Annotated in this window: 22 protein-coding genes and 1 pseudogene; 13 read left to right on the top strand and 10 right to left on the bottom strand. The window is 38.1% G+C overall.

The window, feature by feature from the left end:
• Positions 1 to 30: 30 nt before the first annotated feature.
• Positions 31 to 177: a hypothetical protein gene (locus BOD01S_RS23215; RefSeq protein WP_156117064.1), complete on the bottom strand. Its 147-nt coding sequence runs from the start codon at positions 175 to 177 to the stop codon at positions 31 to 33.
• Positions 178 to 816: 639 nt separating this feature from the next.
• Between BOD01S_RS23215 and BOD01S_RS05560 the strand changes: the two genes are divergently transcribed.
• Both BOD01S_RS05560 and BOD01S_RS23910 read left to right on the top strand, forming a co-directional pair.
• Positions 817 to 1,731 carry an EamA family transporter gene (locus BOD01S_RS05560; RefSeq protein ID WP_036158635.1) on the top strand — a complete coding sequence of 305 codons (915 nt, stop codon included), beginning with the start codon at positions 817 to 819 and terminating at the stop codon, positions 1,729 to 1,731.
• A 176-nt stretch (positions 1,732 to 1,907) separates the two neighbouring features.
• A pseudogene (locus tag BOD01S_RS23910) lies at positions 1,908 to 2,097 on the top strand (DUF2716 domain-containing protein); the annotation flags it as partial.
• Between the two features lie 402 nt (positions 2,098 to 2,499).
• Here BOD01S_RS23910 and BOD01S_RS05555 read toward each other — a convergent pair.
• Positions 2,500 to 2,859 (bottom strand): winged helix-turn-helix transcriptional regulator, encoded by a 360-nt coding sequence (locus BOD01S_RS05555; RefSeq protein ID WP_036158638.1) that lies wholly within the window; start codon positions 2,857 to 2,859, stop codon positions 2,500 to 2,502.
• A 167-nt stretch (positions 2,860 to 3,026) separates the two neighbouring features.
• Here BOD01S_RS05555 and BOD01S_RS05550 point away from each other — a divergent pair, with 167 nt between their 5' ends.
• The 4 genes from BOD01S_RS05550 to BOD01S_RS05535 all read left to right on the top strand — a co-directional run bounded on the left by BOD01S_RS05550 (position 3,027) and on the right by BOD01S_RS05535 (position 7,073).
• The gene (locus BOD01S_RS05550) at positions 3,027 to 3,773 is read left to right on the top strand and encodes an SDR family NAD(P)-dependent oxidoreductase (protein ID WP_036158641.1); all 747 of its coding nucleotides are present in this window, start codon (positions 3,027 to 3,029) and stop codon (positions 3,771 to 3,773) included.
• A gap of 834 nt (positions 3,774 to 4,607) precedes the next feature.
• Positions 4,608 to 5,039 (top strand): BrxA/BrxB family bacilliredoxin, encoded by a 432-nt coding sequence (locus BOD01S_RS05545; protein WP_036158642.1) that lies wholly within the window; start codon positions 4,608 to 4,610, stop codon positions 5,037 to 5,039.
• Positions 5,027 to 5,824 (top strand): class I SAM-dependent methyltransferase, encoded by a 798-nt coding sequence (locus BOD01S_RS05540; protein ID WP_036158645.1) that lies wholly within the window; start codon positions 5,027 to 5,029, stop codon positions 5,822 to 5,824. The genes BOD01S_RS05545 and BOD01S_RS05540 overlap by 13 nt, the downstream gene beginning before the upstream one ends.
• A gap of 643 nt (positions 5,825 to 6,467) precedes the next feature.
• Complete coding sequence (locus BOD01S_RS05535) at positions 6,468 to 7,073, top strand: YpjP family protein (protein WP_036158648.1); 606 nt, start codon at positions 6,468 to 6,470, stop codon at positions 7,071 to 7,073.
• 411 nt (positions 7,074 to 7,484) lie between these two features.
• On the opposite strand, the gene BOD01S_RS05530 is transcribed toward BOD01S_RS05535, so the two are convergent.
• Both BOD01S_RS05530 and BOD01S_RS05525 read right to left on the bottom strand, forming a co-directional pair.
• Entirely contained in the window at positions 7,485 to 7,775 is a 291-nt protein-coding gene (locus BOD01S_RS05530) for a hypothetical protein (protein ID WP_036158650.1), read from the bottom strand.
• Positions 7,776 to 8,168: 393 nt separating this feature from the next.
• On the bottom strand, positions 8,169 to 8,630 hold the full coding sequence (locus BOD01S_RS05525) for a DinB family protein (RefSeq protein WP_036158654.1): 462 nt from the start codon (positions 8,628 to 8,630) through the stop codon (positions 8,169 to 8,171).
• A gap of 531 nt (positions 8,631 to 9,161) precedes the next feature.
• Here BOD01S_RS05525 and BOD01S_RS05520 point away from each other — a divergent pair.
• Complete coding sequence (locus BOD01S_RS05520; RefSeq protein ID WP_036158657.1) at positions 9,162 to 9,494, top strand: hypothetical protein; 333 nt, start codon at positions 9,162 to 9,164, stop codon at positions 9,492 to 9,494.
• 241 nt (positions 9,495 to 9,735) lie between these two features.
• Here BOD01S_RS05520 and BOD01S_RS05515 read toward each other — a convergent pair whose 3' ends face one another.
• The gene (locus BOD01S_RS05515; protein ID WP_036158660.1) at positions 9,736 to 10,266 is read right to left on the bottom strand and encodes a GNAT family N-acetyltransferase; all 531 of its coding nucleotides are present in this window, start codon (positions 10,264 to 10,266) and stop codon (positions 9,736 to 9,738) included.
• A gap of 329 nt (positions 10,267 to 10,595) precedes the next feature.
• Positions 10,596 to 11,501 carry an EamA family transporter gene (locus BOD01S_RS05510; protein WP_036158663.1) on the bottom strand — a complete coding sequence of 302 codons (906 nt, stop codon included), beginning with the start codon at positions 11,499 to 11,501 and terminating at the stop codon, positions 10,596 to 10,598.
• A gap of 102 nt (positions 11,502 to 11,603) precedes the next feature.
• Here BOD01S_RS05510 and BOD01S_RS05505 point away from each other — a divergent pair, with 102 nt between their 5' ends.
• The 6 genes from BOD01S_RS05505 (at position 11,604) to BOD01S_RS05480 (ending at position 19,724) form a co-directional block, all read left to right on the top strand.
• Entirely contained in the window at positions 11,604 to 12,500 is an 897-nt protein-coding gene (locus BOD01S_RS05505) for an AraC family transcriptional regulator (protein WP_036158665.1), read from the top strand.
• Positions 12,501 to 12,971: 471 nt separating this feature from the next.
• Entirely contained in the window at positions 12,972 to 13,979 is a 1,008-nt protein-coding gene (locus BOD01S_RS05500) for an NAD(P)/FAD-dependent oxidoreductase (RefSeq protein WP_036158668.1), read from the top strand.
• Positions 13,980 to 14,413: 434 nt separating this feature from the next.
• Positions 14,414 to 15,334, top strand: coding sequence for an alpha/beta hydrolase (locus BOD01S_RS05495; protein ID WP_036158672.1), 921 nt, complete (start codon positions 14,414 to 14,416; stop codon positions 15,332 to 15,334).
• A 295-nt stretch (positions 15,335 to 15,629) separates the two neighbouring features.
• Positions 15,630 to 17,222, top strand: a complete 1,593-nt coding sequence (locus BOD01S_RS05490) for an acyl-CoA dehydrogenase family protein (protein WP_052124990.1) — start codon at positions 15,630 to 15,632, stop codon at positions 17,220 to 17,222.
• 17 nt (positions 17,223 to 17,239) lie between these two features.
• On the top strand, positions 17,240 to 18,748 hold the full coding sequence (locus BOD01S_RS05485) for a class I adenylate-forming enzyme family protein (protein WP_233153047.1): 1,509 nt from the start codon (positions 17,240 to 17,242) through the stop codon (positions 18,746 to 18,748).
• Positions 18,749 to 19,049: 301 nt separating this feature from the next.
• Positions 19,050 to 19,724 (top strand): hypothetical protein, encoded by a 675-nt coding sequence (locus BOD01S_RS05480; protein ID WP_036158678.1) that lies wholly within the window; start codon positions 19,050 to 19,052, stop codon positions 19,722 to 19,724.
• Between the two features lie 376 nt (positions 19,725 to 20,100).
• On the opposite strand, the gene BOD01S_RS05475 is transcribed toward BOD01S_RS05480, so the two are convergent.
• The 4 genes from BOD01S_RS05475 to BOD01S_RS05460 form a co-directional block, all read right to left on the bottom strand.
• On the bottom strand, positions 20,101 to 20,667 hold the full coding sequence (locus tag BOD01S_RS05475; protein WP_052124991.1) for a TetR/AcrR family transcriptional regulator: 567 nt from the start codon (positions 20,665 to 20,667) through the stop codon (positions 20,101 to 20,103).
• 121 nt (positions 20,668 to 20,788) lie between these two features.
• Positions 20,789 to 21,415, bottom strand: a complete 627-nt coding sequence (locus BOD01S_RS05470; RefSeq protein ID WP_036158680.1) for a TetR/AcrR family transcriptional regulator — start codon at positions 21,413 to 21,415, stop codon at positions 20,789 to 20,791.
• A gap of 74 nt (positions 21,416 to 21,489) precedes the next feature.
• Positions 21,490 to 22,257, bottom strand: coding sequence for an SDR family NAD(P)-dependent oxidoreductase (locus tag BOD01S_RS05465; RefSeq protein WP_036158681.1), 768 nt, complete (start codon positions 22,255 to 22,257; stop codon positions 21,490 to 21,492).
• A 560-nt stretch (positions 22,258 to 22,817) separates the two neighbouring features.
• Positions 22,818 to 23,690: a helix-turn-helix transcriptional regulator gene (locus tag BOD01S_RS05460; protein WP_036158684.1), complete on the bottom strand. Its 873-nt coding sequence runs from the start codon at positions 23,688 to 23,690 to the stop codon at positions 22,818 to 22,820.
• Positions 23,691 to 24,172: the final 482 nt, after the last annotated feature.

Genomic DNA, 24,172 nt, shown 5'->3' with positions numbered 1-24,172 from the left:
TATAAACCCATCGATAAGCTCCGGTCCGTTTCAAAAGATAATAGCCGCTTCAACCTCCTTTAATCCTTTTAAAGAGAACATAGCATCTACTGGTGACTTCGTTTGCTCGTCTTTCTCTTTCAAGCTTGCTCTCGCTTTACCTCCGATCTCCATAGCATCCTTCACAATTCTATTCAAATGAGAAAATTAAGGAGCAAAACAACGCCATTTCCAGCGTAGAAATGTTCCTTTTTTCGGTTTTTGGGGTTTGGGCTTGAAGGATCTTCAGCACGTGGGGTACGTGCCGCCAGGCAAAGGGATCAGGAACCTACGGAGTGTTGGCTAAGCATGAGCCGTAGAGTCCGTCGTTATCGAGCCATTTAGTGCTGCCGCCCTGAAGCTCTTTTATCTTTTATCTTTTATCTTTTGAATGTTGGAAAAGGGCTTTTAAATGCGTGGAATATAAAAACTTAATAGATGTATAGCTGCTCCTGATCCCAATGTGTCTGGACCTCTTTAAAACAGTGAGGGAAAGCTTAAAAACTTGTTTCTTAAGAAAAAAAGTCCGCCTTAAGGCGAACTCAATTTACCCAAGCTTCCTAAAGTAACCGTGTCTCACTTTTAGGGGGCACTTCAGGTTTGGGAACTTTTATACTTACGTAAAGTGATAATAAGGTTGTTGACATCTGAAAAAACATAGTGTAAGATTCTAATAATTTGATAAGCAAACTCACACGCATTCGTGAGTGGCGGAATTTTGTAGAGTTTATTCTCTGTTTCATTCGCCCGTCGTCTATTTATAGACGACGGGCTTTTATATTTTTAGGAGGGATTTTTTTGATTAAATTGAAGTTTTCTTTAGTGATTTTATTAGGTGCCTGTAGCTATGGGGTCCTATCTTCCATTCTTAAAATCGGATTTTCAAATGGATTTTCTTTTCCTGAACTTTTAAGTGGACAATTTGTATTTGGTTGGTTTGGTCTATTATTACTCGTTCTTACCTTTTCCCGTTATAAAGTATCCTTAAAAAATATATTATCGTTGTTAGCGGTTGGGACAACAATGAGTTTAACAAGTATTTTTTACGGGCTTTGTGTAAAAGAACTACCTGCATCCATTGCTATTGTATTGTTATTTCAATTCACTTGGATGGGCGTACTAATTGAAGCAATTGCTAATAAAACTTTTCCAAGTCGCGAAAAGTTATTGTCCATTCTCATCTTATTAGTAGGAACGGTATTTGCAGGGGGGATATTTGAGGGTTCGGGAGATCAATTATCTATCAAAGGAATAACCTTTGGTTTATTAGCAGCTATAACTTTTTCCTTTTATTTCTTTGCAAGTGGACGTGTATCTACCGAAGTTCCAATCATTTCAAAAAGCTTTCTTATGGCAACAAGTGCAACACTCTTTGTTTGTTTAATATATCCCCCAACATACTTGATTAATGGCACATTGCAAGCTGGATTATGGAAATATGCTTTAATTTTAGGTTTCTTTGGAGTTGTTATACCAGGCATATGTTTTTCCATTGGTGTACCAAAAGTAGGGACAGGCCTTGCAACAATTTTAGGAGCTGCCGAACTCCCAACAGCAGTTATCGCTTCTATTACACTTCTCAATGAATTCGTATCGCCTTTACAATGGATTGGAATTGTTTGCATTTTATCCGGTATTTTCATACCTCAAATGTTAAAAGTAAGGAAAAATAAGAGACAAAACTTTTTTAGTGAAGACACTGTAGAAAATTAATTTAGGAATTACGTTTAAAAACCTATAATTATCTATTTCACTACACTTTATTAAGAAAAAAAGTTCGCCTTAAGGCGAACTTTTTCTGCTTATATTTAACGAGATTGATCTTTATTTCTTTCCTTAGTTTGGTACTGCTGCGCTTTAATTTGAGCGTCAACTTCTTTCAACCCTTAAGTGAGTTTGATGGATGGACAGTACCATCTTTCCAAACGGTGATTATTACTTTTTTGTTCATAAAATTTTGAATGGGGATTATTGGGACACTCTTGGGAAGGAACCATCACTTTTTTGGGAAAAGAAATGATAAAAGGTTTTGAAAAACATCAACCGAGAATGTTTCAAAAGATATTACGTCAGGAATAATTAAATTGTGGCTTTCCTTAATAAAAGGTAAGGCTTTTTCTTTATGTTGCTAAAGGGGCAGGATAATTGAATAACAAGAGAAAGTTTAAACAATGAAAATAGCCGAGTTTATCTCGACTATTTCTTAATATTATCAAGTTTATCTGGAATAGTTTTTAATATTCTCTTTTTGTAATTTTAGAAAATATATCAGATACCAAACTACAAATACTATAGGAATTAAGTAAGTTAAAATAATAAGAAGAATCATCTAATCTAAAGTAGTCCTCCGTCTGCTAGGTAATGTTGTATTACATTATGTATATTTATCTCTCGATAGTGCGTTCAAGTATTCCTAAACCTTATTCTGAAGGTATTGATTAAGATGACTAATACATATATATCTATGAAATTATATTATTTTTAATACGAAACTTGTTCTGGTTGTACAATTTCATATTCACCTTCTGCATACTTTTGCTCCGCATAATGGCCTCCCCATTGACAGAGCTCCTGCAAGATAGGTTTAAGAGATTCTCCAAGTTCAGTGGATGAATATTCAACCTTCGGCGGTACTTGATTATACATCTTTCTGCTCACAAGTCCACTGGCTTCAAGCTCTCTAAGTGTTTGAATCAGCATTTTCTGAGTTATATTCGGGATAATGCGCTGTAATTCACTCGTTCTCTTTGGTCCATTCATTAAAAAGTGTAATACAAGACCTTTCCATTTTCCGCCAATAACTTCCTTTGTCACTTCAAACCCACAACTAAATTTTTTCATGTCTAAAGCTCTCCATTCCACATTTATTACTTTTTAGTTACTATATCACAAAAAAGTGGGTACTTCCGATAATGTGCCTATTGAAGGATACTATATCTTGTAAGTTATTCATCAAGTACTTAAAGGTACTAGATATAAAATAAAATTAATTCTAAAGGAGTGTTAGTATGGGTAAATTTGAAGGTAAAATAGCGCTTGTAACGGGTGGAACAAGTGGGATTGGTCTTGCTACAGCACAAAAATTTGTAAACGAAGGTGCATATGTTTATATCACGGGACGAAGACAAAACGAACTTGATAAAGCTGTTAACCAAATTGGCAAGAACGTAACCGGTGTTCAAGGTGATATTTCTAAGCTTGAAGACTTAGACAAACTATATGACATTATAAAGCAGGAAAAAGGTAAGTTGGACATACTTTTTGCTAATGCAGGCACCGGCAACTTCCTTCCATTAGGTGAAATTACTGAAGAGCAGGTTGATAGAACGTTCGACATTAACGTTAAAGGAACCATCTTTACTGTTCAAAAAGCGTTATCACTATTCCCGGACAAAGTAGGTTCTATTATTGTAACGGGCTCTACTGCTGGATCAATTGGCAACCCAGCGTTTAGTGTATATGGAGCATCTAAAGCAGCATTAAGAGCACTAGTTCGCAACTGGATTCTCGACCTAAAAGGTACTGAAATCCGTATAAATGTGGTTAGTCCAGGAGGTATTCTTACACCTGCATACGATGAGCTTTTTGGTGATGCACTTGAAGCGGTACTGGAAAATAGCAGAAATACTGTTCCAGCTGGAAAAGTTGGGACACCTGAAGAAGTAGCAAACGCTGTATCTTTCCTTGCTTCAGACGAAAGCAGTTACTTGACGGGTGTTGAATTGTTCGTAGATGGTGGGCTAGCACAGGTATAATTTCACTGCGCAGAGATTACAAATAGTCCCCAAAAAAGGTTAATGGGGATTTACTTGAAGAAGTCGTATAAAAAAGTCGTTTCCTTAAAGGACAGGGAATTCGACTTTTTTATGTTTGAATTTGCTTAACGTTGTAAATTCGCATTTTCCTGGGGCTACCACTAAATGACCTGTAAAAAAGATTACTTTGTGAATAAATAAATGTACTTAAAGTAACGGGTGCTTTAGTTGAATAACCTTCTTCAACAAACGGGCGCGATTGTTGAAGATCAGCAAAAAGAAATTATCAAACTTTTATATAAAAATATCATATCGTTTCCCAAAGAATTAATCCGTTTTGAGCAAACTTTTTTCAAAACGGGTTCTTTTCATTTAACTTAAAATATGGGTCTGTGAGTTGTTTTTGATCAAATTTTATTCTTAAGCTATAACAGCTTTTAAACAGAACGAACGTAGAAAGCTCTGACTATTTATTTTTCTCTTCGTCTGAGAGTGCTTAGAAGGGATGTAAAAAAACTTTTCTTAAGAAAAAAGTCTGCCTTAAGGCGAACTCAATTTACCCAAGCTTCCTAAAATAACCATGTCTAACTTTTAGGGGTCGCTTCATAATTGGTGGTGGGATTTTTTTGTGCTCGATTTATTTACTTTCCACCTAATAAAAAAACGCATCCGCTGCATTTTTGAAAAGGGTAATTTTTCGAAAAGCAAAAAAGTCACAAAAAGATAACATAAATTCTGAAAAAATCCGGAAGCTCACGAAATCCAATCTTTGTACATGTGGGAAAAACCTTGATATAATAAGCGTTGCGAATATAAATGAAAGAGGGCGAAAATATGAACGCTTACGAAGAATATATGCGTCAAGTAACGATGCCAATGCGTACAGAACTGACGGATGCAGGCTTTACCGAGCTGACAAATGCAGATGAAGTGAATGAATTTATGGCGACGGCACAAGGAGTTTCTCTAGTTGTCATCAACTCGGTATGCGGATGTGCTGCAGGGCTTGCTCGTCCGGCTGCCCGTGAAGCAATCGAAATGGTAAAACCGGATAATTTAGTGACGGTTTTTGCAGGACAGGATCCTGAAGCAACAGCAACAATGCGTGCTTTCTTTGAGGATGTGCCGCCAAGTTCTCCTTCGATGGCTATCTTAAAGGGTGGGGAACTGGCATATTTCATTCCCCGCGAAAATATTGAAGGCTTCCCAATGGAACAAATCCGTGACCATATCGCAGATGTATTAAAGCAAGTATGTGCGGAATAACGATCGTTACGACTGCGGGAAGACCAGATGAGTATTCTGAGCGGCTTGCACAAGATGCCTGTGAAGCTTTGAATCTCCAATTCGTCCCGCGAAAAAAACGCTCAGTTGCAAAAATGAGCAAGGAATATGATGCGAATGTCATCGTGGCAGGCAAGGAACGATATGAATACTACCCGAAAGGTGCTGCGGCGCCTTTCTTTTTTCATCCTAACTCTGCAGCGTTCCGTTTAAAGCGGGTTGACCGTGGGGAAATGGACCCGATGATTGCAGCATGTGAATTGATGCCGGGGGATTCCTTCCTGGACTGTACATTAGGCATCGGTTCGGACAGCCTTGTTGCGGCTTTTGCGGCAGGTCAGAAAGGAAAAGTCGTTGGTATCGAAGCGAATCGGAATGTTGCCTTTATTGTTGAAAGAGGTATGCAGACGTATGATACTTCGGAGCTCCCGCTTACTGCCTGCATGCGCCAAATCCAAGTGATATGCAGTGAGGCAGTCACTTATTTAAAATCCTTGCCGGATCATTCGTTTGATATCGTCTATATAGATCCAATGTTTGAAGAAGTGATTGAAGAGTCCAATAACTTCGAAACGCTTCGAGAGGCAGGAGAGCATCTAGCATTGACGAAAGAGTGGGTGGATGAGGCTGTCCGCGTAGCAAAACGACGCGTTGTTCTGAAAGCCCATTTCCGCTCTGGCTGGTTTAATGAATTCGGCTTTCAGCGTGATGTTAGGCTGACATCTAAATTTCATTACGGCTACATAATTAAAAAGAAGGCTATTTAAAGGGTGTATCTCTATGCTTATTGACAAGCTTTCGAGATTATGGTATAATATTATGGTGCTATTTTAGATGGCTCGTTATATAAATTGGCATTCTAACTAGTTGCTTTTGTTGAAGCTTATTCACACTGGCGCTAGCTTAAGGGCAGCAAGGACGTAGTAGAAGGTTGGGACTGCGTTGCTTAAGTTGTAGAAAGTAATAGTGGAATTTTACCGCGGTTAAACACAGGGAGGATTGACTCCCGACATAAATAAAATTCCCCGGATGATCGGGTTGAGACATGACATTTATAATAACAGGCTATCTATTAAATACTAAAGGGGCGTCCTCGAAAATGAGGATGCCCCTTGACCAATTCCAGGAAGTTTTGCTTTGGGGATGAAAAATCACCCGAGGGTTTCCTGGGTGATTTTTGAGATTAATCTGTGAAGCATAATGAAGTTAGGTAAGCCAACATTAAGAATAGGCCTAAACTGATCGCGAATGTGCCGCTCATTTAGAAAAACCTCCCTTGAATAAAGAAACATATAAGTCCATAGATATTGTACAATGAATAAGAAAAAGATGAAACCTTTTCAGCTATTATACGTATAATTAAGTATAGAATGAACTTGGAAATATGTACATAAATGGATGGTGAAATTTATGAAGAAATGGTTACAAAAAGGCCTCATGATCTCTGTCGCCGTTTTGACACTAGGTATCATTGCACCAAATCATGAGATTTGGAATCACCTGGAGGAAGGCAAGGAACTCCGAACATATACGCCAAATGGTAATAACGTTGCATCGGCGGTTCAGCTTGATCAGCTGTCTACGGATATGCAGGAGGAAACAGCAGATGAGCCGCAGCAGCTCGTACAGACAATGAAAACTGCAGCTAAAGAACAGGCATACATAAAATTTGGCACACGTATCGCTCCCGTAATTAGCGATGATTTTGAAGAGCGTATATTCCCAAAAATGGAAGAAGCGATTGAGTCCACGGTAGCACGCCTTGACAATGATACAATGCGCTCGTTGTCAATTACGGAGAAACCAAGCGGCAATTATTCTGAAAAGATATTCCATATTAAAAACTCACAAACGAAAAAAGACGTTATCCGCTTCCATGTCCGGACAGAAAATCGCCTTGATGACGGTTACTACTACAATTTCCACTATCATACATTTGAAGATCAGTTTGCTAAGCATTATGATCTCGGTGAAATCTACTGGAGCAAGAATACACCTCCGAAGTGGTTATCCTAAAAAAACTCGAACACCTGTATACACGGCAGGTGTTTTTTGCTGCTCTAAATATAAATATATCAATGTTTTAGTGGTTTTTAATTTTCTGTAAAAATTTTCTATATTACTTTGTAATTTGTTGCATAAAACGGAGTACCCCAGCTTGTACCCCATTTTTGTTGAAATAGAATAGGTTAGGAAGAAAAACTGCAGTTACAAATACCCTCGTCTAATGAAGGGGAAAAGAACTACAGATTGCGCAGGGGATAAGAAATAATGTAAGAATTATGTTTGATTGTATACGGATAATCCATATATCCATAGTGTCTTCAGCTTTATTCTAAAGGGATGCGCAATGTATAAAACGCACTGCAGGAGCCGTACGAATATAGGTAAAGGACTTACTTCAGAAAATCCCTCCCCAGGACTAAATTAAGACTTTTTCAACTTTTTCTCCCTATATGCATTAATGGAAGTTTTTAAAGATGCAAAACTGCCAATAGCTGAATAACCGTAAAACCAGCCCATAAAAATTCCGGCAAACAAATGATGTCTATGACTGATGAAAACAGAAATAATCAACCCAATTAGTAAGGCAATTGTAGGAACCCAGAATGGTTTAACGTGAAAATACTTTTTTAAGATTTGAGTAATAATCATGACAATTGGTACAGCTATCACTGCATCCCAGAAGTTTGTATGTATTATTGGAAAATGTTCCATAATGACACCCCGGTTTGAAATATTTATTACATATTCTTTGTTCTTATCATCTTTTTATACTATCCATATGTAAAAAAAGAAGATGCCTATTTGAAACACTCTGCGGAGAAACAGGCGATATTTTGAGTGCAGTAAGCTGGGGTGTTGTTAATGGTTAATTAGATTAGAGTGTTTTCTAGCAAGTATAGATAATTATAAGCAGGCCGAGTAGGATTATTCATATAGCAAATGGGGCGAAGCAGGTACCTCAGGTATAGTAACAGCTTTCGATGAGTTAATAATTGGCGATAAATGGGCTAAAAAAGAGTGTTTAAAATAAGGGGGCGACCTTATGAAATATAACTTGAAATTAGAACATCTACTAATGTTTAAAGAGGAATAACAGCTGAATTTCTATTTTTTCATTTTACGAATATATGCCAATTGTCCAATATGGTAGGCATTATGAGTTGTGGCATTAGCTATTATTCCCCACCATTCAGCCTTCATCGGATAACCATTCACAATTGATGAAAGCTGCTCTTCCTCAATCAGCTCTTGCCATTGCAGCAGTATTTTTAATAATTTTTTCTTCAATTCGAAGAAAGTAACGTTATCTTTCACAAGAAAAGTAGCATCATTATCGGTTTGTGAATCGACTTTAACCTGGTTTTCCTTGTACCACAATTGCCAAGTTTCATTCCAATAAATTAGGTGTTGGGCAATTTCAGCAATACTATGACTCGAGTCATCAGGTTTCCAAAAAGCTTCCTTTTCAGATAGTCCATCAACTGCTTCATAAAATGAGACGTACCAACTGCGATCATTCGCATTCGCTAGAAGTTGATCTAACAATACGGTTTTAACATCAATCATTCACTTATCATCTCCTTAAGCTAAATATTTTCTGAATAGTATATCACTTTGATAATTACTTTGAGAACAAGAATGAGGAAATTTTCTGCATTATAGTGTTTATCAGTAGAAAGGATTTACAACAAAAATGGAAAGGGGCCTCTCGTAAAGTAGAAATTATTTTCATTTATGGAAAGATGGGAATGGTATAATCGAATATAAGAAATAAAAAGCGTATGTAATAGAACGAGAGAAGAATTGCTTGATAAATATTACGGAGCAAAAGAGAGGGAAAATATAAATGAATCATGTTTTTGAACTGTAATATAGAGAGGTTTATTGCAAATGGTATATATTTACTGAAGAATACGAGAAAAACAAAGATAAAAAAGCCCGGTACTAGAATAGACAGCCTCCTCGGTATGGGAAGGTACATTGTTTTATAGCTTTTTCCGACATGTGCACGTTATTTATTATAGAAGGGGAAATATATAGAAACCTGTAGGAATTAATTTTCTCCCCAATTATCATTAATGATAGGAGAGTATTGTGATGGATATATTAAGGTTTAATTATTCAACCCTACTTAAAAGAAGTAAATCAAGAAGTTACCAACTGCAGGTGACTGCGCTGACAACAGTCCTTATGACATTTTTAAAAGAAAATAGCTTAATATATTTGGAACCTTTTAAAGAGGATGGGTCTCTAAAAGAGGATTTAATAATTCGTAAATCAAATTTGTCGGACATTGGTAATGAGCTATTTAAAATTTATTATCCAAAGTGGTCAAATTATATAGATCGTGGGGGTAATATAGAAAATGTGAAGATATTAGAAAATGGTTTAAGTGCTCTAAAGTCGGTAAAGACAAAACATAAACTATAAAAAGCACTATATAAGTATTCGAAACCAGAGTTTTTTCCTAATGGTTTATAAGTTTAATTAACTATACACAGTTGAAATTTCCTTGTTTTAAAAAGGCAGAACATAGTATATCTTAATCCTTTCAAATTAAAAGACGAAAGGTAATGGAATTGTATTATATAGTTTGTTAGACAAAATTTTTAGCTTAACAATACAAGAAAAATGCCTATATTTCCTCAGAAATATAGGCATGTACATTAAATTAATCCGATTTTAATAGGGAATACATATGAAGATCAATATATTTCCCGTTCGATTTTTCGAATTGTCTTAAGGTTCCCTCAAAAGTAAAATTTAATTTCTGCAAAACCCTGATCGAATTGGAGTTTGCAGGTTCTACCTTTGCTTCAATTCTATTAAGATTTAAAATTTCAAAGGCATAATGAATCAATGCACGTATACCTTCTGCAGCATAGCCCATACCCCAGTGTTTTTTAGCAAGATCATAGCCGATCTCCGTCTTATCGTTTTCAAAGTCTATCATATTGAAACCGCATGTACCGATTATTTCACCGGACTTTAATTCAACCATACTAAAACGAATAGCTTTATTTTCGTTGGATAATTCGTCAAGCAGTTCGATCATTTCTTTTGCCTGCTTTTCGTTTGTGAAATTTGCTATATTCATGAATTTAGTAACATCAGGATCAGACCAAATCTCAAACAGACTTTGAGAATCCGACACTTTCATTTTTCTTAAATACAGCCTTTGAGTGTTTAGCTCTTGTATCAATACTTTTACCTCCAAAGTATGGTTCATCAACGTAATCGGGGAGTGATTTCCATTCTGGATGGACGCTTTCCTAAGAGAGGTGGCTCCATCTGAATGGTTACTGGGCTCAATCCTAAAATGTTTGGATTTCTGGCCCTAAATTATCCCCAACTTATGGTGAAGACCCAAAATATTTATTCATTAGGATGAAAAAATATTGCTATCTGCGCATAGTTCAGTCCCTTCTATATCTATTAGCTTTATTATACATTGAATAACCAAGTTAAGGAAGGTTGGCAAATAAATCTGTTAACTATAGAGCGTAGCAGTCGTTATTTTTATATTGATATTCACTGCTTATTTTTGCTTAACGAAAGAAATAAAATTAATACAATAATACACATTGTACCGAGCCATTGATACACGCCAAATGGTTCATGCAGCCAAAATACTGTTGTAAGAACAGCCAATAATGGCTCGAGACTTCCGAATAGGCTCGCTTCCTTCGGTGAAATGGATTGCATGCTTTCAATATAGAACCAAAAAGCAATCATTGTGCCAAATAGAATGACGAAAGCCAGATAAAATAGCGCCTCGCCTGTTAAAAGAGCTGTATCAATTTGCCAAGGTGGATGAATAAAACTAAATCCAGCACCTCCTATAACCATCGCCCAGCCGACTATGACGAGGGAGTCGAATTGCTTTAATAAATAAGCTCCGTATACTGTGTAAAATGCTGCCGATATGCCTGATAATATCCCCCAGAATATAGCTGCGCCCGAAACGGAAAGAGTTGAGAATGAACCATTTGTAAGCAACAGGAAGCATCCGACTAAAGCGAGTGTAATCATTACTAGATCCCTCGCTGAAAATGCTGTTTCTCTTCTAACTAATAAGTAAAGCATAATAAAGACCGGAGACAGATACTGGAGCAGTGTTGCAACAGCTGCATTTCCATGTTCTATGGAGGCCATGTAGGTATATTGGACAGCCAGCATCCCAAACAAGCCGAATATGACTAGGTGTACAGCAGTTCCTTTATTTCGCCATACTTGCAGAATCTGCGATTTATTTTTAAAGATAAATTGAATAGTTAATAATAAAATTCCCGCGATACATAGTCTAGTTGAAACAAGCCATCCTGCTTCAATTGAAAACTGCTGAAAAAGCTTCTGTGAGACAGTACCGCCGATACCCCATAAGGAAGCCCCGATAATGACTAAAAGAAGACCCCTTTTCCTTGAACTCTGCACCATAGATTCACCACCAAAATATAAGAATAATGTTATGATAAAGTGAATGAGCTAATAAAAATATCATTTTTAAAGCGAAAAGTATAACAATATTGAGGTGTAATGATGCAAATCAAGAATTTCAAAATAGATCAACAGCATCGTGAGCTGACCCGGCATAAGACAAACCTTTTACCATTGGCATGCTATAAAACTACGATTCAACAAAATGTTCATGGTTATATTCCTCTTCATTGGCATGAAGAGGTTCAATTTGTTTTTGTTGTGGAAGGGAATATACGGTTTCAAGTGAATGAACAAGAGATTACTGTCGAAAAGGGAAATGGATTGTTTATCAATTCGCAGTGTCTCCATGGAGCTAAGGATGGGCAATATCGAAACGGCATCTATATTTGTTTAAATGTTCTGCCATCCTTTTTAATGATGCCTGAGCTTTTTTCAGCTTATGTAGTGCCGTATACTCAAGCAACGAATCTCAATCATATAAAATTAGATCAGGCAACTAGCTGGGGAAAGGAAGCTTGCGCTCATATTTTATCTATATATGAGCTACTTGCAAAAGCGGGCGAATTTTATGAAATACACGTATCTAAACATTTGACAACCTTGTGGCTGCTTCTTATTTCCAATGCCAAACCGGTAACCGACCCGGTAAATTTGAAGAAAAATAAGCGGATGAAAGAGATGCTGGCCTGGATTCATCTGCATTATGATGAAGCGGTAACTTTAGAGGAGATTGCAAAAGCGGGGCTGCTTAGTAAAAGCGAATGCTGCCGATATTTTAAAAGTATATTGGGCCTTTCTCCAATTCAATATGTAAATCGATACAGGATTGAAAAAAGCCTCTCTCTTCTGCAGCATACGGCACTTTCTGTTACAGAAATCGCTTATAAAGTAGGTTTTAATGGAAGCAGTTATTTTATTGAGCAATTTAAGAAGAGTATGCAAACGACACCGAAGAGTTATCAGCAACATGTGAAAAATGGGGGATTAGAATGGTAGAAAAAAGTGATGGACCCGTCAACCTCTTTAAAGCGTCATGTAAAAGTAAGTTGTGCTATGTCTGATCTGACGGAATGAATGTTTTTATAAAAGATCATTTTCATTACCGATAAACGGAGCAAAGGAGAAGTAGGAAAAATATCGATTGGATTTGATAAAAATGAACTTTTTATGCTGCTTTTGGTCATACTACTCCTATTCATCATGTTCTGCTATCCCGATATAATGAACTATTCATCGAAAAGCCTATATTGAAAAAGGATTCATTTGTGAATACCCGGGTAGATGGAAAATAGATTGACATAAGCCGTCAAAACTGGCAGGGAAAAGCCATTCAATATAATAACGGAAAGAGGTTTTTGTTTAAACTGAGTAACGATAAGGATGGAACAGTAAAAAGAATGCAAACGGCCTTTAGCTTTTAAAAAGTAAATACCAAAAATCTCAAATATGCGACCGAGGTGATAAAAGATGGCGCTAGAAAAAGATATGTATGATATTACAGTTATCGGGGGAGGTCCTGTTGGACTATTTACGGCTTTTTACGGAGGAATGAGACAGGCGAGGGTGAAAATTATCGATAGCCTTCCGGAACTTGGAGGACAGCTTACTGCATTATATCCTGAAAAATACATTTATGATATTCCGGGTTTTCCGAAAATCAAGGCCCAAGATTTAATCGATGGATTAAAAAAACAAAATGAACCATTTCATCCGACGATTTGTTTAGAGGAAGCCGTTGAAAAGGTGGAAAAACAGAATGATGGTTCTTTTAAGCTTCTTACCGATAAGGGAGTACACGATACAAAAACGATAATCATTACAGCAGGAATCGGTGCTTTTCAACCCCGAAAGTTAGAATTGGAGAGCGCAGCAAAATTCGAATCAGCAAATCTCCATTATTTTATTCAAGATATGGCTCTTTTTGCAGGAAAAAAAATAGCGCTATTTGGAGGAGGAGACTCCGCTGTTGACTGGGCGCTTATGCTTGAACAAATTGCTGAAAGCGTGACGCTGATTCATCGTCGCGATAAATTCCGTGCCCATGAACATAGCATTGAGCGTTTGATCCAATCCTCGGTTGACATTAAAACTCCTTATGTACCTGCAGAGCTGGTTGGAGATAATGAGATTGCCCAAATCATAATTGAACATGCCAAGGAGGGAACGAAGAACTCAATTGATGTAGACCATGTAATTGTCAATTATGGCTTTGTTTCCTCGTTAGGCCCGATTAAAACATGGGGCCTTGAGATGGAAAAGAACTCTATTATAGTGAATTCAAAGCAGGAAACGAATATACCAGGTATTTATGCAGCAGGAGATGTTTGTACGTATGAAGGGAAAGCAAAGCTTATTGTTGTTGGCTTTGGGGAGGGACCGACTGCTGTAAATAATGCAAAGGCTTTTATGGATCCAACAGCTAAAGTTCAGCCTATCCATAGCACATCGCTTTTTAATGAGGAACAAAATAAATAAGATAAATAAGAAGAATTAAAGGTCCTTACTTTTCAATAATGTGAGTTACTTGCCCTTTGCAAGTAACTCATACTCCAGCTTTTAGAGGAGGGTTGTGAAGTGAGGGCTTTTTTGTGTAAATCGAATTTCACAAAACAATGCTGACCAAAGCTGCTTTGCCTTCCTCGGTTCCATAATAGAAATAGTAAAACTTCCACGGAAAAAAACTTTGTGCTGCTGGAACCTCGGCGGATGTCTATATTATAGAGCCGGTATGTCTACTCACTTTCTATGAATATTTATTTGACAATGAATTTTTTATATTTTGGTTCATATCATTTACTGAAGGTAGCCGCAAATGTGGAAAACCATCAGTTGGCTATTAAAGCGGCAGGCAAAAAATGAGTGAGTCATGGAAAACGAAATGTCTTTTATGAAAAGAGGGGGATTATTCGATGGCTTTACATCCAGCGGTAAAATTGGTTTTGGACCAAATGGAAGCATCAGGTGCACCGGTAATAAGTACGTTGACGCCAGAAGAGGCGAGAACAAGCACGGATATCAGTTTGCTGGCGGGAATTCCGGAAGAAGTAGCAAGTATAGAGGAAAGGATGATCCCCGGTCCGGCTGGGGATATTCCTATCCGCATTTATACACCGGAAGGACAAGGCCCTTTTCCAGCCCTAATCTATTATCATGGGGGCGGATGGGTCATTGGCAGCTTGGACGTGGTGGATGTCCCTTGCCGCCAGCTCGCGAATCGTACAGGATGTGTCGTCATCTCTGTCGATTACAGATTGGCGCCTGAACACCCTTTTCCTGCTCCTGCCGAGGATGCCTATGCAGCAGTAGAATGGGTAGCGGAAAACGGAGAGGCCGTCTGTGTTGATTCTTCGAAACTCGTTGTCGCCGGAGATAGCGCCGGTGGAAATTTAGCGGCGGTTGTATGCCTTATGGCTAAAGATAAAGGAGGGCCGAAGATCGCTTATCAAATCCTCTTTTATCCGGTGACGGACCACAGCTATGAAACAATATCTTACGAAGAGAATGCAGAAGGCTACTTTTTAACGAAGGACAGCATGGTTTGGTTCTGGAATCATTATTTACAAGAGAAAAGCGGAGAACACCATTATGCATCCCCAATGCGCGCGGCGGATGTTAGCGGCCTGCCGCCTGCACTTATCGTAACCGCTGAATATGATCCGTTGCGTGATGAAGGAGAGGCATATGCAAAAAAATTATTCGATGCCGGCGTTGGGGTGACACTAAAACGCTACGAAGGAATGATTCATGGGTTTGTTTGGATGTCGGGAGTGCTGCCGCAAGGAGTAGATGCGATCGAATTAGCTGCAGAGGAATTAGGTGCTGTTTTGTAAGCTCTTGGGATGAAAGTCTCTGTAGAAAGCAAAAAATAATAGATGTATAGAAAGTTTTTATCGTATTTTTTCCGGTAATACTAAGGGGATTTTTAATTATTATCCTTTATAACCTGCAAAAGGAGGGTGAACATTCGTTCGCTCTCTTTTTGCGTATAAATTTAGCACTGTAATTTCGTTCGAAGGACTTTGAAAGGAAGATTTTTTTGATAAAATAAGGAAAATATAAAAGGTGAACACTGTTTACTTTTTTACTCTTAAATGCTACTATTTTCTCTAATAGGAGGTGTGACCTGTGCTTAAAGCAGAAATCAAAGACTACTCATTTGGGGAATTTTTAGAGGTCCGCGACGGGCTGAATGATTTGGATAACCCTTTTTTGCAGGAGGTATTAAAGGCAACGATTGGAGATGAATGGCAGGCACTTCAGGAAAGATTAGCGCCGTTTACCGAAAAACTTTCTACAAAATGGAGAAAGTGGAGTGCGGAAATTGCCCGTCCTGAAAATCATCCGAAATTGCGTCATTATGATGCTTATAATCAACGGATTGATAGAATCATTCGACCACTTGAAGCTGTACAACTGACTGAAGAAGTGTTTGGCGAGGCATTGTTCTCTGAGAAACAGCTTATGTTTGAAGGAATTGTAAAACGTTATTTTCTGCATGGGAACGGTGAAGCGGGCATTACTTGTCCGTTAGCATGTACGGATGGACTGATTGCACTAATTGAAGCGCATTATGAAGAGGTGCCAGAAGAAGTGAAAAGAATTTATCGTCATGCAACGGAAGGAATCAATGGTGAATTTGCGGTAGGGGCACAGTTTATGTCGGAGATTCAGGGAGGCTCCAATATTCCGGCGAATGTTCTAAAAGCAGTCCCAAGTGGGAACCATTATAAATTATTTGGCAATAAATTCTTCTGTTCTGCTGTACATGCCGACTATTCGGTTGTGACGGCACGTGTAGAGAATACATCTAATGTAGCGGTATTTATCGTTCCGTCGTGGCTGCCGGGCAATAAGGAAAAAGAAATCAGAAACGATTTCCGCATTAACCGTCTCAAATGGAAACTCGGTACATGTGAATTGCCTTCTGGGGAAATTGACTATGACGGGGCAGTGGCATACAGAATTGGGGACGAAGACAGGGGAGTGGCGCTGGCTGTCAGTATCGTTTTGACACGTTCACGTCTTGACATTGGGTTTGCCAGTGCGGCATTTTTGATGCGTGCAGCAAGAGAGGCAAAGCTTTATGCACGTTTTCGTCAAGTATTTGACCGGACGATTGACGGATTTCCAATGGCAGCGGCCCAGCTAGATGACCTGGAGGAGGCAGCAAAGCGTATGGCGGCTACTTCCTACAAAATTTACAAACGTTTTACCGAACAGGAACACTCAACCCCGCTTGAAAAACTGGCTTTGCGTGAACTTATTTTACTGCAGAAAATCTTTTCGGCAAAAGAGGCAGTAGAGAAGCTTCGTTTAGCCATTTCTATTTTCGGGGGGCACGGGGCGATAGAGGAGTTTTCCTCTATTCCGCGATTATTCAGGGATAGCATGGTGAATGAGCTCTGGGAAGGGCCTCGTAATGTTTTGCTTTCCCAAATATACAGGGATTTGATAAAAGCACAGAATGAATTGCCGCTAGCAAGCATTTTAGCTGAAATGTTTCCTCACTTAACAGATATGGAAGTAGAGAGTTATGCAAATAAAGTAAAAATCCTTCTTAAGGATGGGCTAGTTTCTGTACCAAATGAAATGAATAAAAAAGCAGCAAGACAGTGGGAGATTTTATGGGAGGAGCTATTTACTTCCTATCAGGAAGCATTGCTTACCCCGTTTGAAGGCTATTCTATTTTGCCGGATGGAGTGTACGACCGATTCTAAAAATAAGGGGTGTATGAATGATGGGAATGAATATTGGGGGGTTATTAGCGAGCCGGGCTCAAATGATGGGGGATAAGATAGGGTTTGTACATGGAGACCGTTCAATATCTTTTAGGGAAATGAACAACCGGGCAAATGCATTTGCTGAATTTCTAACGGATAAAGGAATCCGGAAGGGAGATAAAATAGCGCTCCTTTGCAAAAATAATGAAGATGTTGTGGCGGCATTTTTTGGAGCTGCTAAACTTGGGGTCATAACGGTTATGGTAAATTGGCGCTTACAGGTAGCAGAGCTTCAATATATTGTGGAGCATAGCGATGCAAAGCTGCTCATTTTCGATGAAGTGTTTTCAAGTGTAGTTCAGGAACTGATCCAGCTTGTCAACATTGAGCATGTCCTAACAAGACAAGGAACGCCATCTCTTGAGGAGATTTACGTAAAAGATGCAGCCGAGCCTGTTTATGAAAGTATCGGAGATGATCCGGTATTGATGATGTACACATCAGGTACGACAGGCAGGCCAAAAGGAGCATTGTTATCACATTATAACTTGCAGGCGGCATCTGTCGGTTTGTCCCATACGATCGATTGGTGGGAACAGGATACATTTCTGATGGTAGCACCTTTTTTCCATATCGGCGGATTTGCTCCTCTCATCACTAATGTCCATACAGGTGCTACAATGGTCTTTATGGAGGATTTTGATCCGATAGCTGCTTGGAAGATCATCGAAAAAGAACGAATTACAACTATGATGACTGTACCTGCGATGCTTGCCTTCTTGTTGAAGACATACCCGATAGTAAAGCCCGACATCTCATCTATCCGTAACATTACTTGTGGTGCTTCAGCAGTGCCGGCCCCGTTAATATTAGGCTTTAGAAAATTAGGAATCCCGGTACAACAGGTTTATGGGATCACCGAATATTCAGGGGCGGTGACATTTTGGAAAGAATCACAGCATGTAGAAAAATATGACTCTATGGGTAAGCCGGTCATGCAGGGAATGCTTAACGTTGTAGATATAGAAACGAAGGAGCCTATTGGTATAGGGTGTGTAGGGGAGATAGTCCTTGGCGGGCCGCAAGTATTTGTGGGGTATTACAAAAATGCTGAAGCTTATGAAGCAGCCGTTCAAAATGGCCGGTTTTATACAGGAGACCTCGGATATATTGATGAACAAGGGTTTCTTTATGTAGTAGACCGGATTAAAGATTTAATCATTAGCGGCGGGGAGAATATTTATTCCGCTGAACTTGAATTAGTACTTGGACAGCATCCTTCCGTTGCCGAAGTAGCTGTAGTAGGTGTACCAAACGAAAAATGGGGGGAAGTACCCCGGGCATTTATCGTGAAAGCGCCGGAAGCTGAAGTAACTGAAGAAGAAGTGATTCATTTCTGCAAAGAAAAGCTTGCTTCTTACAAAGCGGTGAAAGAGGTTGTCTTTGTCGATCAGCTGCCGCGAAATGCAGTTGGAAAAATACTAAAAAGCACATTAAAGGACGTTTCAGTTCTCACTAGCTAAGTAGTAAATATTTACAAAAATGTTTTATGTTAAAAGTCAATATATGAGTTGGAATTATTTTAAATAGTGAATTCTTATATAATGTCATACACTATATGTATTGGAAATTGAAGGGTAGAAGAGCTTGAAGAGATTCACTCTATCTATCCTCTTTTTATATTTCAAATCCCCATATTTACTACAGCAACTAATCGCTCCTTACAACCATATATTATTGTGGTAATTCAGTTTAGCTATGTTTCTTTAGACGTGTTAATAAGTTAAAATAAGTATCAAAAATAACTGCTTGGGAGTGAGGAAGTTGTTTAGTTTTTTTCGTAAAAAAAATTGCATTGAAATTGGTAATTTTAATAAAATGCTGATAGCAGTTTTAGAAAAACTACCAAGTGAATATTCGATTTATTTGAAGCAAATAAAGGAAGGGATTTTGCGAGATGTTTTTCCCGTAACTGGATATGTAGGTAATCATTTTGGTTTTTCATATCAAAGGGAAGTTATAAAGAAATACGAAAAAAAGGGTGAGAAAGATTACTCTATCACTGGTATAAAAATATTTAATGGAAAAATAAGTAAAGATGTCCAACTTGCGATTTTTTTTAGCTATGGAGTAATTGCCGGTGTTTCCTCTGATGATGAATTCATCCTATCTGATTTAGATCTCAATAAAATCAATATTGGCTTTATGAAAGTGAAAGAAAGGACTATGGATGGAGCCGTGAAAAGGGAATTGTTATCTTTTGGAATGCAAAGCTTTAATGAGAGTGAAGTATTTGAAGTTAACGTAGAGGAACGTAGAATGTTACACGTAAGAGAGTTATCTGATGGTGATTTCTTGGCTGTGGAAGACGGTGATTTCTATTTAATTAGTATTTCCCTTAACGAGGTATTAAAGATTTCCTCTGCACATTACAAAACTATGAAGATGAATTTATTAAATCTTACGGAGGAAGATATTTATTCATTTATCCAAGAGTAAGAAATTAACGACTTGAGTTTCCCGTCTAGATTAGCATATCTTATTTTTCATAGGGCGAATAAATGCCTTTATTCCTCTTAATTGATAAAGTGCACACCTAGCTTTGAGTGTTGCCCCATTTACCAAAAAACACCTTACATATTATCCCAAGAGTGTAACATGTAGTGCTGAAATTTTTTTCATCTAGTGAAAAAATTTTAGGTATGTAAAACTCTCCATTCGATAAACAGATTTTATTTTTTAATCTGTCTACCTAATGGGGAGCATATCATATAGTAATGTACTAATTATTTATTGCGCTGTACGATATTCATGACAGCCTATTGATAATACTGATTTATAATACACTCACTTGTCTTTAATTTTACAGAGTAGATCAACAATCTTTTTTTATGTGTTTTAGGTAGCGGTCTGCCAGCATATGAACATGCTTCAGTGAATGCTCTTGTGAGAGGGTCGGCAGATTTTTATACGTAATGAGAAGTCCGTTCAATGTAGAAAAAAGAAGCTGTGCCTCCAGCCTGGCTTCCTCTTTGGATTTTTCGTTTAAACCTTGCTCAAACAACTCCATGAGACGGGTGATTTCAGGGACGACTGGTAAAGACTCCTGCGGCCGATTGATCTCAAGCATATAATAGGCCATCATTTGGTACAGAACTTCTTCAGTAAACATGTAATGAATATAGCAATACACCAAATCTTTCAGCTTATCATGCCCCTCCATTTCCTTAATCAATTTTTTACTTTCCATCTTCATTGCTTCGAAGTAAAGATGCTGCTGATCATCAAAATATTTGTAAATTAAAGCGGCTGAAATGCCTGCCTCCTTGGCGATATCACGCATACTAATCGCTGCAAAGGAGTGTTTACTAAATAAACGGACAGCTGCATCTATTATTTTCTTCTGGCTTTCCACTCTTTTTATTTCCCTTTTTGATTGCATAGATAATTCTCCTGTATTTGGTAAAACGATTTTTTCCTAATAATCATTAACAGATGAAGCAGATTTCCAAGCAGCTCTTTGGCCATGTCCATTTTAAGACAAAAGCATTAAATTTCTTTAACTATGCACGAATCGCACCAAGGAGCATCGTTTTCAATGCCTGCTGCTGTTCCTGCGGGTCATTCAGAACAGGGATGAACGAACGGGTAGGGGGCAGCGATAGCTTCATACTGAATAAGCTGAAACTATGGATAACTGTCATAATATAGACATCGGTATTAATATCCTGTCGGATTGTTCCATCCTCTTTTCCCTGCTCGATGATTTCCAGCAGCAAAGCGACGAATTCTTCGTGTGTTTTTATATAATCTTCATTAAAAGTGATGACTTCCTGCGGGGAAGAAAAAAGCTCGAAAGATTCCTGGAAACGCAAAAGCTTCATTTTTTCATCAGCTGTATGAATAGTGAAGTAATCAAGTATTGCTTCGATTTTTTCTAATGCTGTAAGCTGTTTTTTTACAATTTTCCTAATGTCTTCATTTAACTTTTGAACAAATTCATTTGCTACTGTCAGCACAAGCTCACTTTTATTAGGAAAGTAGCGGAACAATGTAGCAAGGCCGATTCCGGATAACTCTGCAATCTCCTGCATCTGTACATCCGCCAAACCTCTTTCGAGAAAAAGGATCTTGGCAGTGGCAATAATTTTGGCCTTCCTCTCTATTTTATTTGCTTCTCTTTTATTCATATTGCTTCCTCCAATAAAAAACTCTCCTTTGATTATACGTCAAAGGAGAGAAGAAAAGCGTAATTTTACATAAATCAGCCTAGCTTACCGGCTGTATAACCACCGTCCACAGGTAAGTTTTGCCCTGTAATCTGCTTGGATAGATCAGAACATAGGAAAAGAACTGCATTTGCCTGGTCTTCGGCTGTTGGTACTACACCGCTTGGAATCGACTGGCGGACTACTTCAGCCTGATCAGCGGCAGCATTGAAGAAATGCTCTACAGCCGGTGTTAACGTCATACCTGGACAGATGGAATTAATGCGGATTCCATGGCGTGCATATTCCAGTGCAACGCTTTTTGTCATGCCGTTGACAGCCCATTTACTGGAGCTGTAGGCTACCATGTTCATGACACCCTCAAGGCCTGCGCCGGAAGCTGTATTTACAATAGCCCCGCCTGTACCTTGTTTCATCATGACTTCAATTTGAGCTTTCAATGAATAATAAAGACCGTATACATTCACTTTCATCACACGGTCAAAACCTTCAGAACTCGTTTTTAAGATAGGGCCTTGTTCTGCTCCAATACCTGCATTATTATGGGCAAAATCCAGTTTGCCAAAAACTTCTACTGTTTTAGCGACAAGAGCTTGTACCTGCTCTTCTGATGCAACGTTGCAGATAAAATAATCTGCCGTACCGCCTGCTTCTTGAATAAGACGGACGGTCTCTTTTGCGCTTTCTTCATTAATATCGCTGACCATCACTTTTGCACCATTTGCTGCCAATGTCATCGCGCTTTGACGACCGATCCCTGAGCCTGCAGCTGTCACTAATCCAGCTTTACCTTCCATTAACATACAATCACCTCTACTATATAATTGTCATCTTCATTATAAAATGAGAACCGACTATCAAAATATTATAGACTCATTTTAAATAATAGTAAAGAAATCGTTCTTTATAATTGAATATATAGCGATAGCTATAGATTTTATTTATAAAATAAATATATAAATATTGAGAACTGTATATCATTATATATATAGATGTTAATGATGAAACAATACACTGGGAAGACTAGGATTATACAGTAACGTATATCCGTTTAAGGTGTGATCTGTTTCGTAAACAAACTTGGAAGAGAATATACATAAAAAATGGACGGTTCCTATAAGGAACCGTCTATTTTGAGAATGTATACTAGCTTTGAGTATCTGTCAGGGGAGGGAACAGAGGAGTAAGGGGGAAATCATCGTTTCAACAGAATAACTACCTGACGATTATTCTTTTTTGATCAAGGCATGCAGCCAGCTGTCGTATGCTTTTTATGTGTTTGGTAAAAACGGAGATTTCGGATATTTCCCTGGAAATAGCATCCATTTTCAAATAGGTCTATTAAAGCAGTGCCAGGTAATGATTAATCAGAAAATGTTAAATTGACAGGCTGCTTTGGCAATTGTTCAATTGTCATCATATTTGTAGTCGGCACCTTTTCATCTACCTCTTCAAATTTAAAACCGTCTGCCCAAACCTTTCCACTGCCTGCAAGCAGTACACCGAAATGAATGGAGGTGCTTTCCTGCGGTACGTCCAGCACAATGGAATAATAATTCCAATCGGTCGTGCCTGTAATCGCTCTATTGTCCATGTTATCGAACTGTAGGGTATCCCCCGCTGCATTATCTATCCGGCACCAGGCACCACATTTATCGACCTGTTCGGTTTTTAAATAGCAGGACAATTTAATGCGTTTCCCTTTAAAATCATCTGATAGGAAGCTCTGCATCATTGTCCCGAAACTATCTAATCCAGGTTTATTTATCGAATAAAGTGCGCCTGATTTCGTCCCGGAATGAAATATCTTTTCATCCACACCAAAATGATAGTTTTGCGGGTGTGATCCGCTTAGAAACCATCCTCTTACATCTGTTTGTTTTTCCATTTCTTCTTCCTCCATTCCATATAAAGTCTGCATCATTTTACGGTATCTCCCCGGTGGCATGGCGTAAAGCTCTTTGAATGAACGAGTAAAGGCCTCCTGTGACTGAAATTGAAGCATAAAGGCAATCTCCAGTATTGACTCTGATGAATACAGCAAATACATTGCAGCAATTGCTAAGCGCCGCATGCGGATATATTCGCTGATTGTCATGCCGGTTTCTGCTTTGAAAATACGTGACAAATGAAATTTCGAATAGCCCACAACTGGAGCAAAATTATCTAGCAGGAGCTCGTTTGATAGCTGCCCCTCAATAAAGGAAATTGTCTGCTGTGTCACTGAACTATACATTAGCTGCTCACCTCTTTCACATTGTAATATAACGTATAATTATTTTTTTGATAATAATTGCTATGTTTTATTTTCTCAGGTTTTTTATATAATTTTTTCACCGTGTTAAGAATAACTGGATGGCCAAATGGTCTTTAAGTTTATCTTGAGGGGAATGACTATACAATAATATGCATTGTTTATGTAATGGATGGAGAGATCGCCTAGATTGTAAAATTTGTTGCTATAGGACGAAATGGTGAGCTGAAAGAACGAGGATTGCCGTTTTAAAAGATAAGTGATTTTACTAGTTACATACTATTTAATTATTTTCAGGTTAATAATCCTCCTGTTAAAAGGTAATAATATTGTATTAGAAGCATAGAATGAAAGTATAGGAATATTTTCTTGTTTTGCGTTTTAATAATAAAAATATGTGGTATATAGTATCTAGTCTGAGTTAGGGTTCTTTTGATATACATAACAGGGAATTTTAGGTGGTG

Origin of the sequence: Lysinibacillus odysseyi 34hs-1 = NBRC 100172, assembly GCF_001591965.1 — a bacterium.
Lineage (GTDB): Bacteria > Bacillota > Bacilli > Bacillales_A > Planococcaceae > Lysinibacillus_B > Lysinibacillus_B odysseyi.
Note: the sequence above shows the minus strand (reverse complement) of the source record. Positions and strands in the feature narration are given on the sequence as shown.

Excerpts from the sequence above, each read along its gene's own strand:
- BOD01S_RS05555 (WP_036158638.1), bottom strand. The coding sequence starts at position 2,859 with ATGAAAAAATTTAGTTGTGGGTTTGAAGTGACAAAGGAAGTTATTGGC.
- BOD01S_RS05550 (WP_036158641.1), top strand. The coding sequence starts at position 3,027 with ATGGGTAAATTTGAAGGTAAAATAGCGCTTGTAACGGGTGGAACAAGT.
- BOD01S_RS05545 (WP_036158642.1), top strand. The coding sequence starts at position 4,608 with ATGAACGCTTACGAAGAATATATGCGTCAAGTAACGATGCCAATGCGT.
- BOD01S_RS05540 (WP_036158645.1), top strand. The coding sequence starts at position 5,027 with ATGTGCGGAATAACGATCGTTACGACTGCGGGAAGACCAGATGAGTAT.
- BOD01S_RS05535 (WP_036158648.1), top strand. The coding sequence starts at position 6,468 with ATGAAGAAATGGTTACAAAAAGGCCTCATGATCTCTGTCGCCGTTTTG.
- BOD01S_RS05530 (WP_036158650.1), bottom strand. The coding sequence starts at position 7,775 with ATGGAACATTTTCCAATAATACATACAAACTTCTGGGATGCAGTGATA.
- BOD01S_RS05525 (WP_036158654.1), bottom strand. The coding sequence starts at position 8,630 with ATGATTGATGTTAAAACCGTATTGTTAGATCAACTTCTAGCGAATGCG.
- BOD01S_RS05520 (WP_036158657.1), top strand. The coding sequence starts at position 9,162 with ATGGATATATTAAGGTTTAATTATTCAACCCTACTTAAAAGAAGTAAA.
- BOD01S_RS05510 (WP_036158663.1), bottom strand. The coding sequence starts at position 11,501 with ATGGTGCAGAGTTCAAGGAAAAGGGGTCTTCTTTTAGTCATTATCGGG.
- BOD01S_RS05505 (WP_036158665.1), top strand. The coding sequence starts at position 11,604 with ATGCAAATCAAGAATTTCAAAATAGATCAACAGCATCGTGAGCTGACC.
- BOD01S_RS05500 (WP_036158668.1), top strand. The coding sequence starts at position 12,972 with ATGGCGCTAGAAAAAGATATGTATGATATTACAGTTATCGGGGGAGGT.
- BOD01S_RS05495 (WP_036158672.1), top strand. The coding sequence starts at position 14,414 with ATGGCTTTACATCCAGCGGTAAAATTGGTTTTGGACCAAATGGAAGCA.
- BOD01S_RS05485 (WP_233153047.1), top strand. The coding sequence starts at position 17,240 with ATGATGGGAATGAATATTGGGGGGTTATTAGCGAGCCGGGCTCAAATG.
- BOD01S_RS05475 (WP_052124991.1), bottom strand. The coding sequence starts at position 20,667 with ATGCAATCAAAAAGGGAAATAAAAAGAGTGGAAAGCCAGAAGAAAATA.
- BOD01S_RS05470 (WP_036158680.1), bottom strand. The coding sequence starts at position 21,415 with ATGAATAAAAGAGAAGCAAATAAAATAGAGAGGAAGGCCAAAATTATT.
- BOD01S_RS05465 (WP_036158681.1), bottom strand. The coding sequence starts at position 22,257 with ATGTTAATGGAAGGTAAAGCTGGATTAGTGACAGCTGCAGGCTCAGGG.
- BOD01S_RS05460 (WP_036158684.1), bottom strand. The coding sequence starts at position 23,690 with ATGTATAGTTCAGTGACACAGCAGACAATTTCCTTTATTGAGGGGCAG.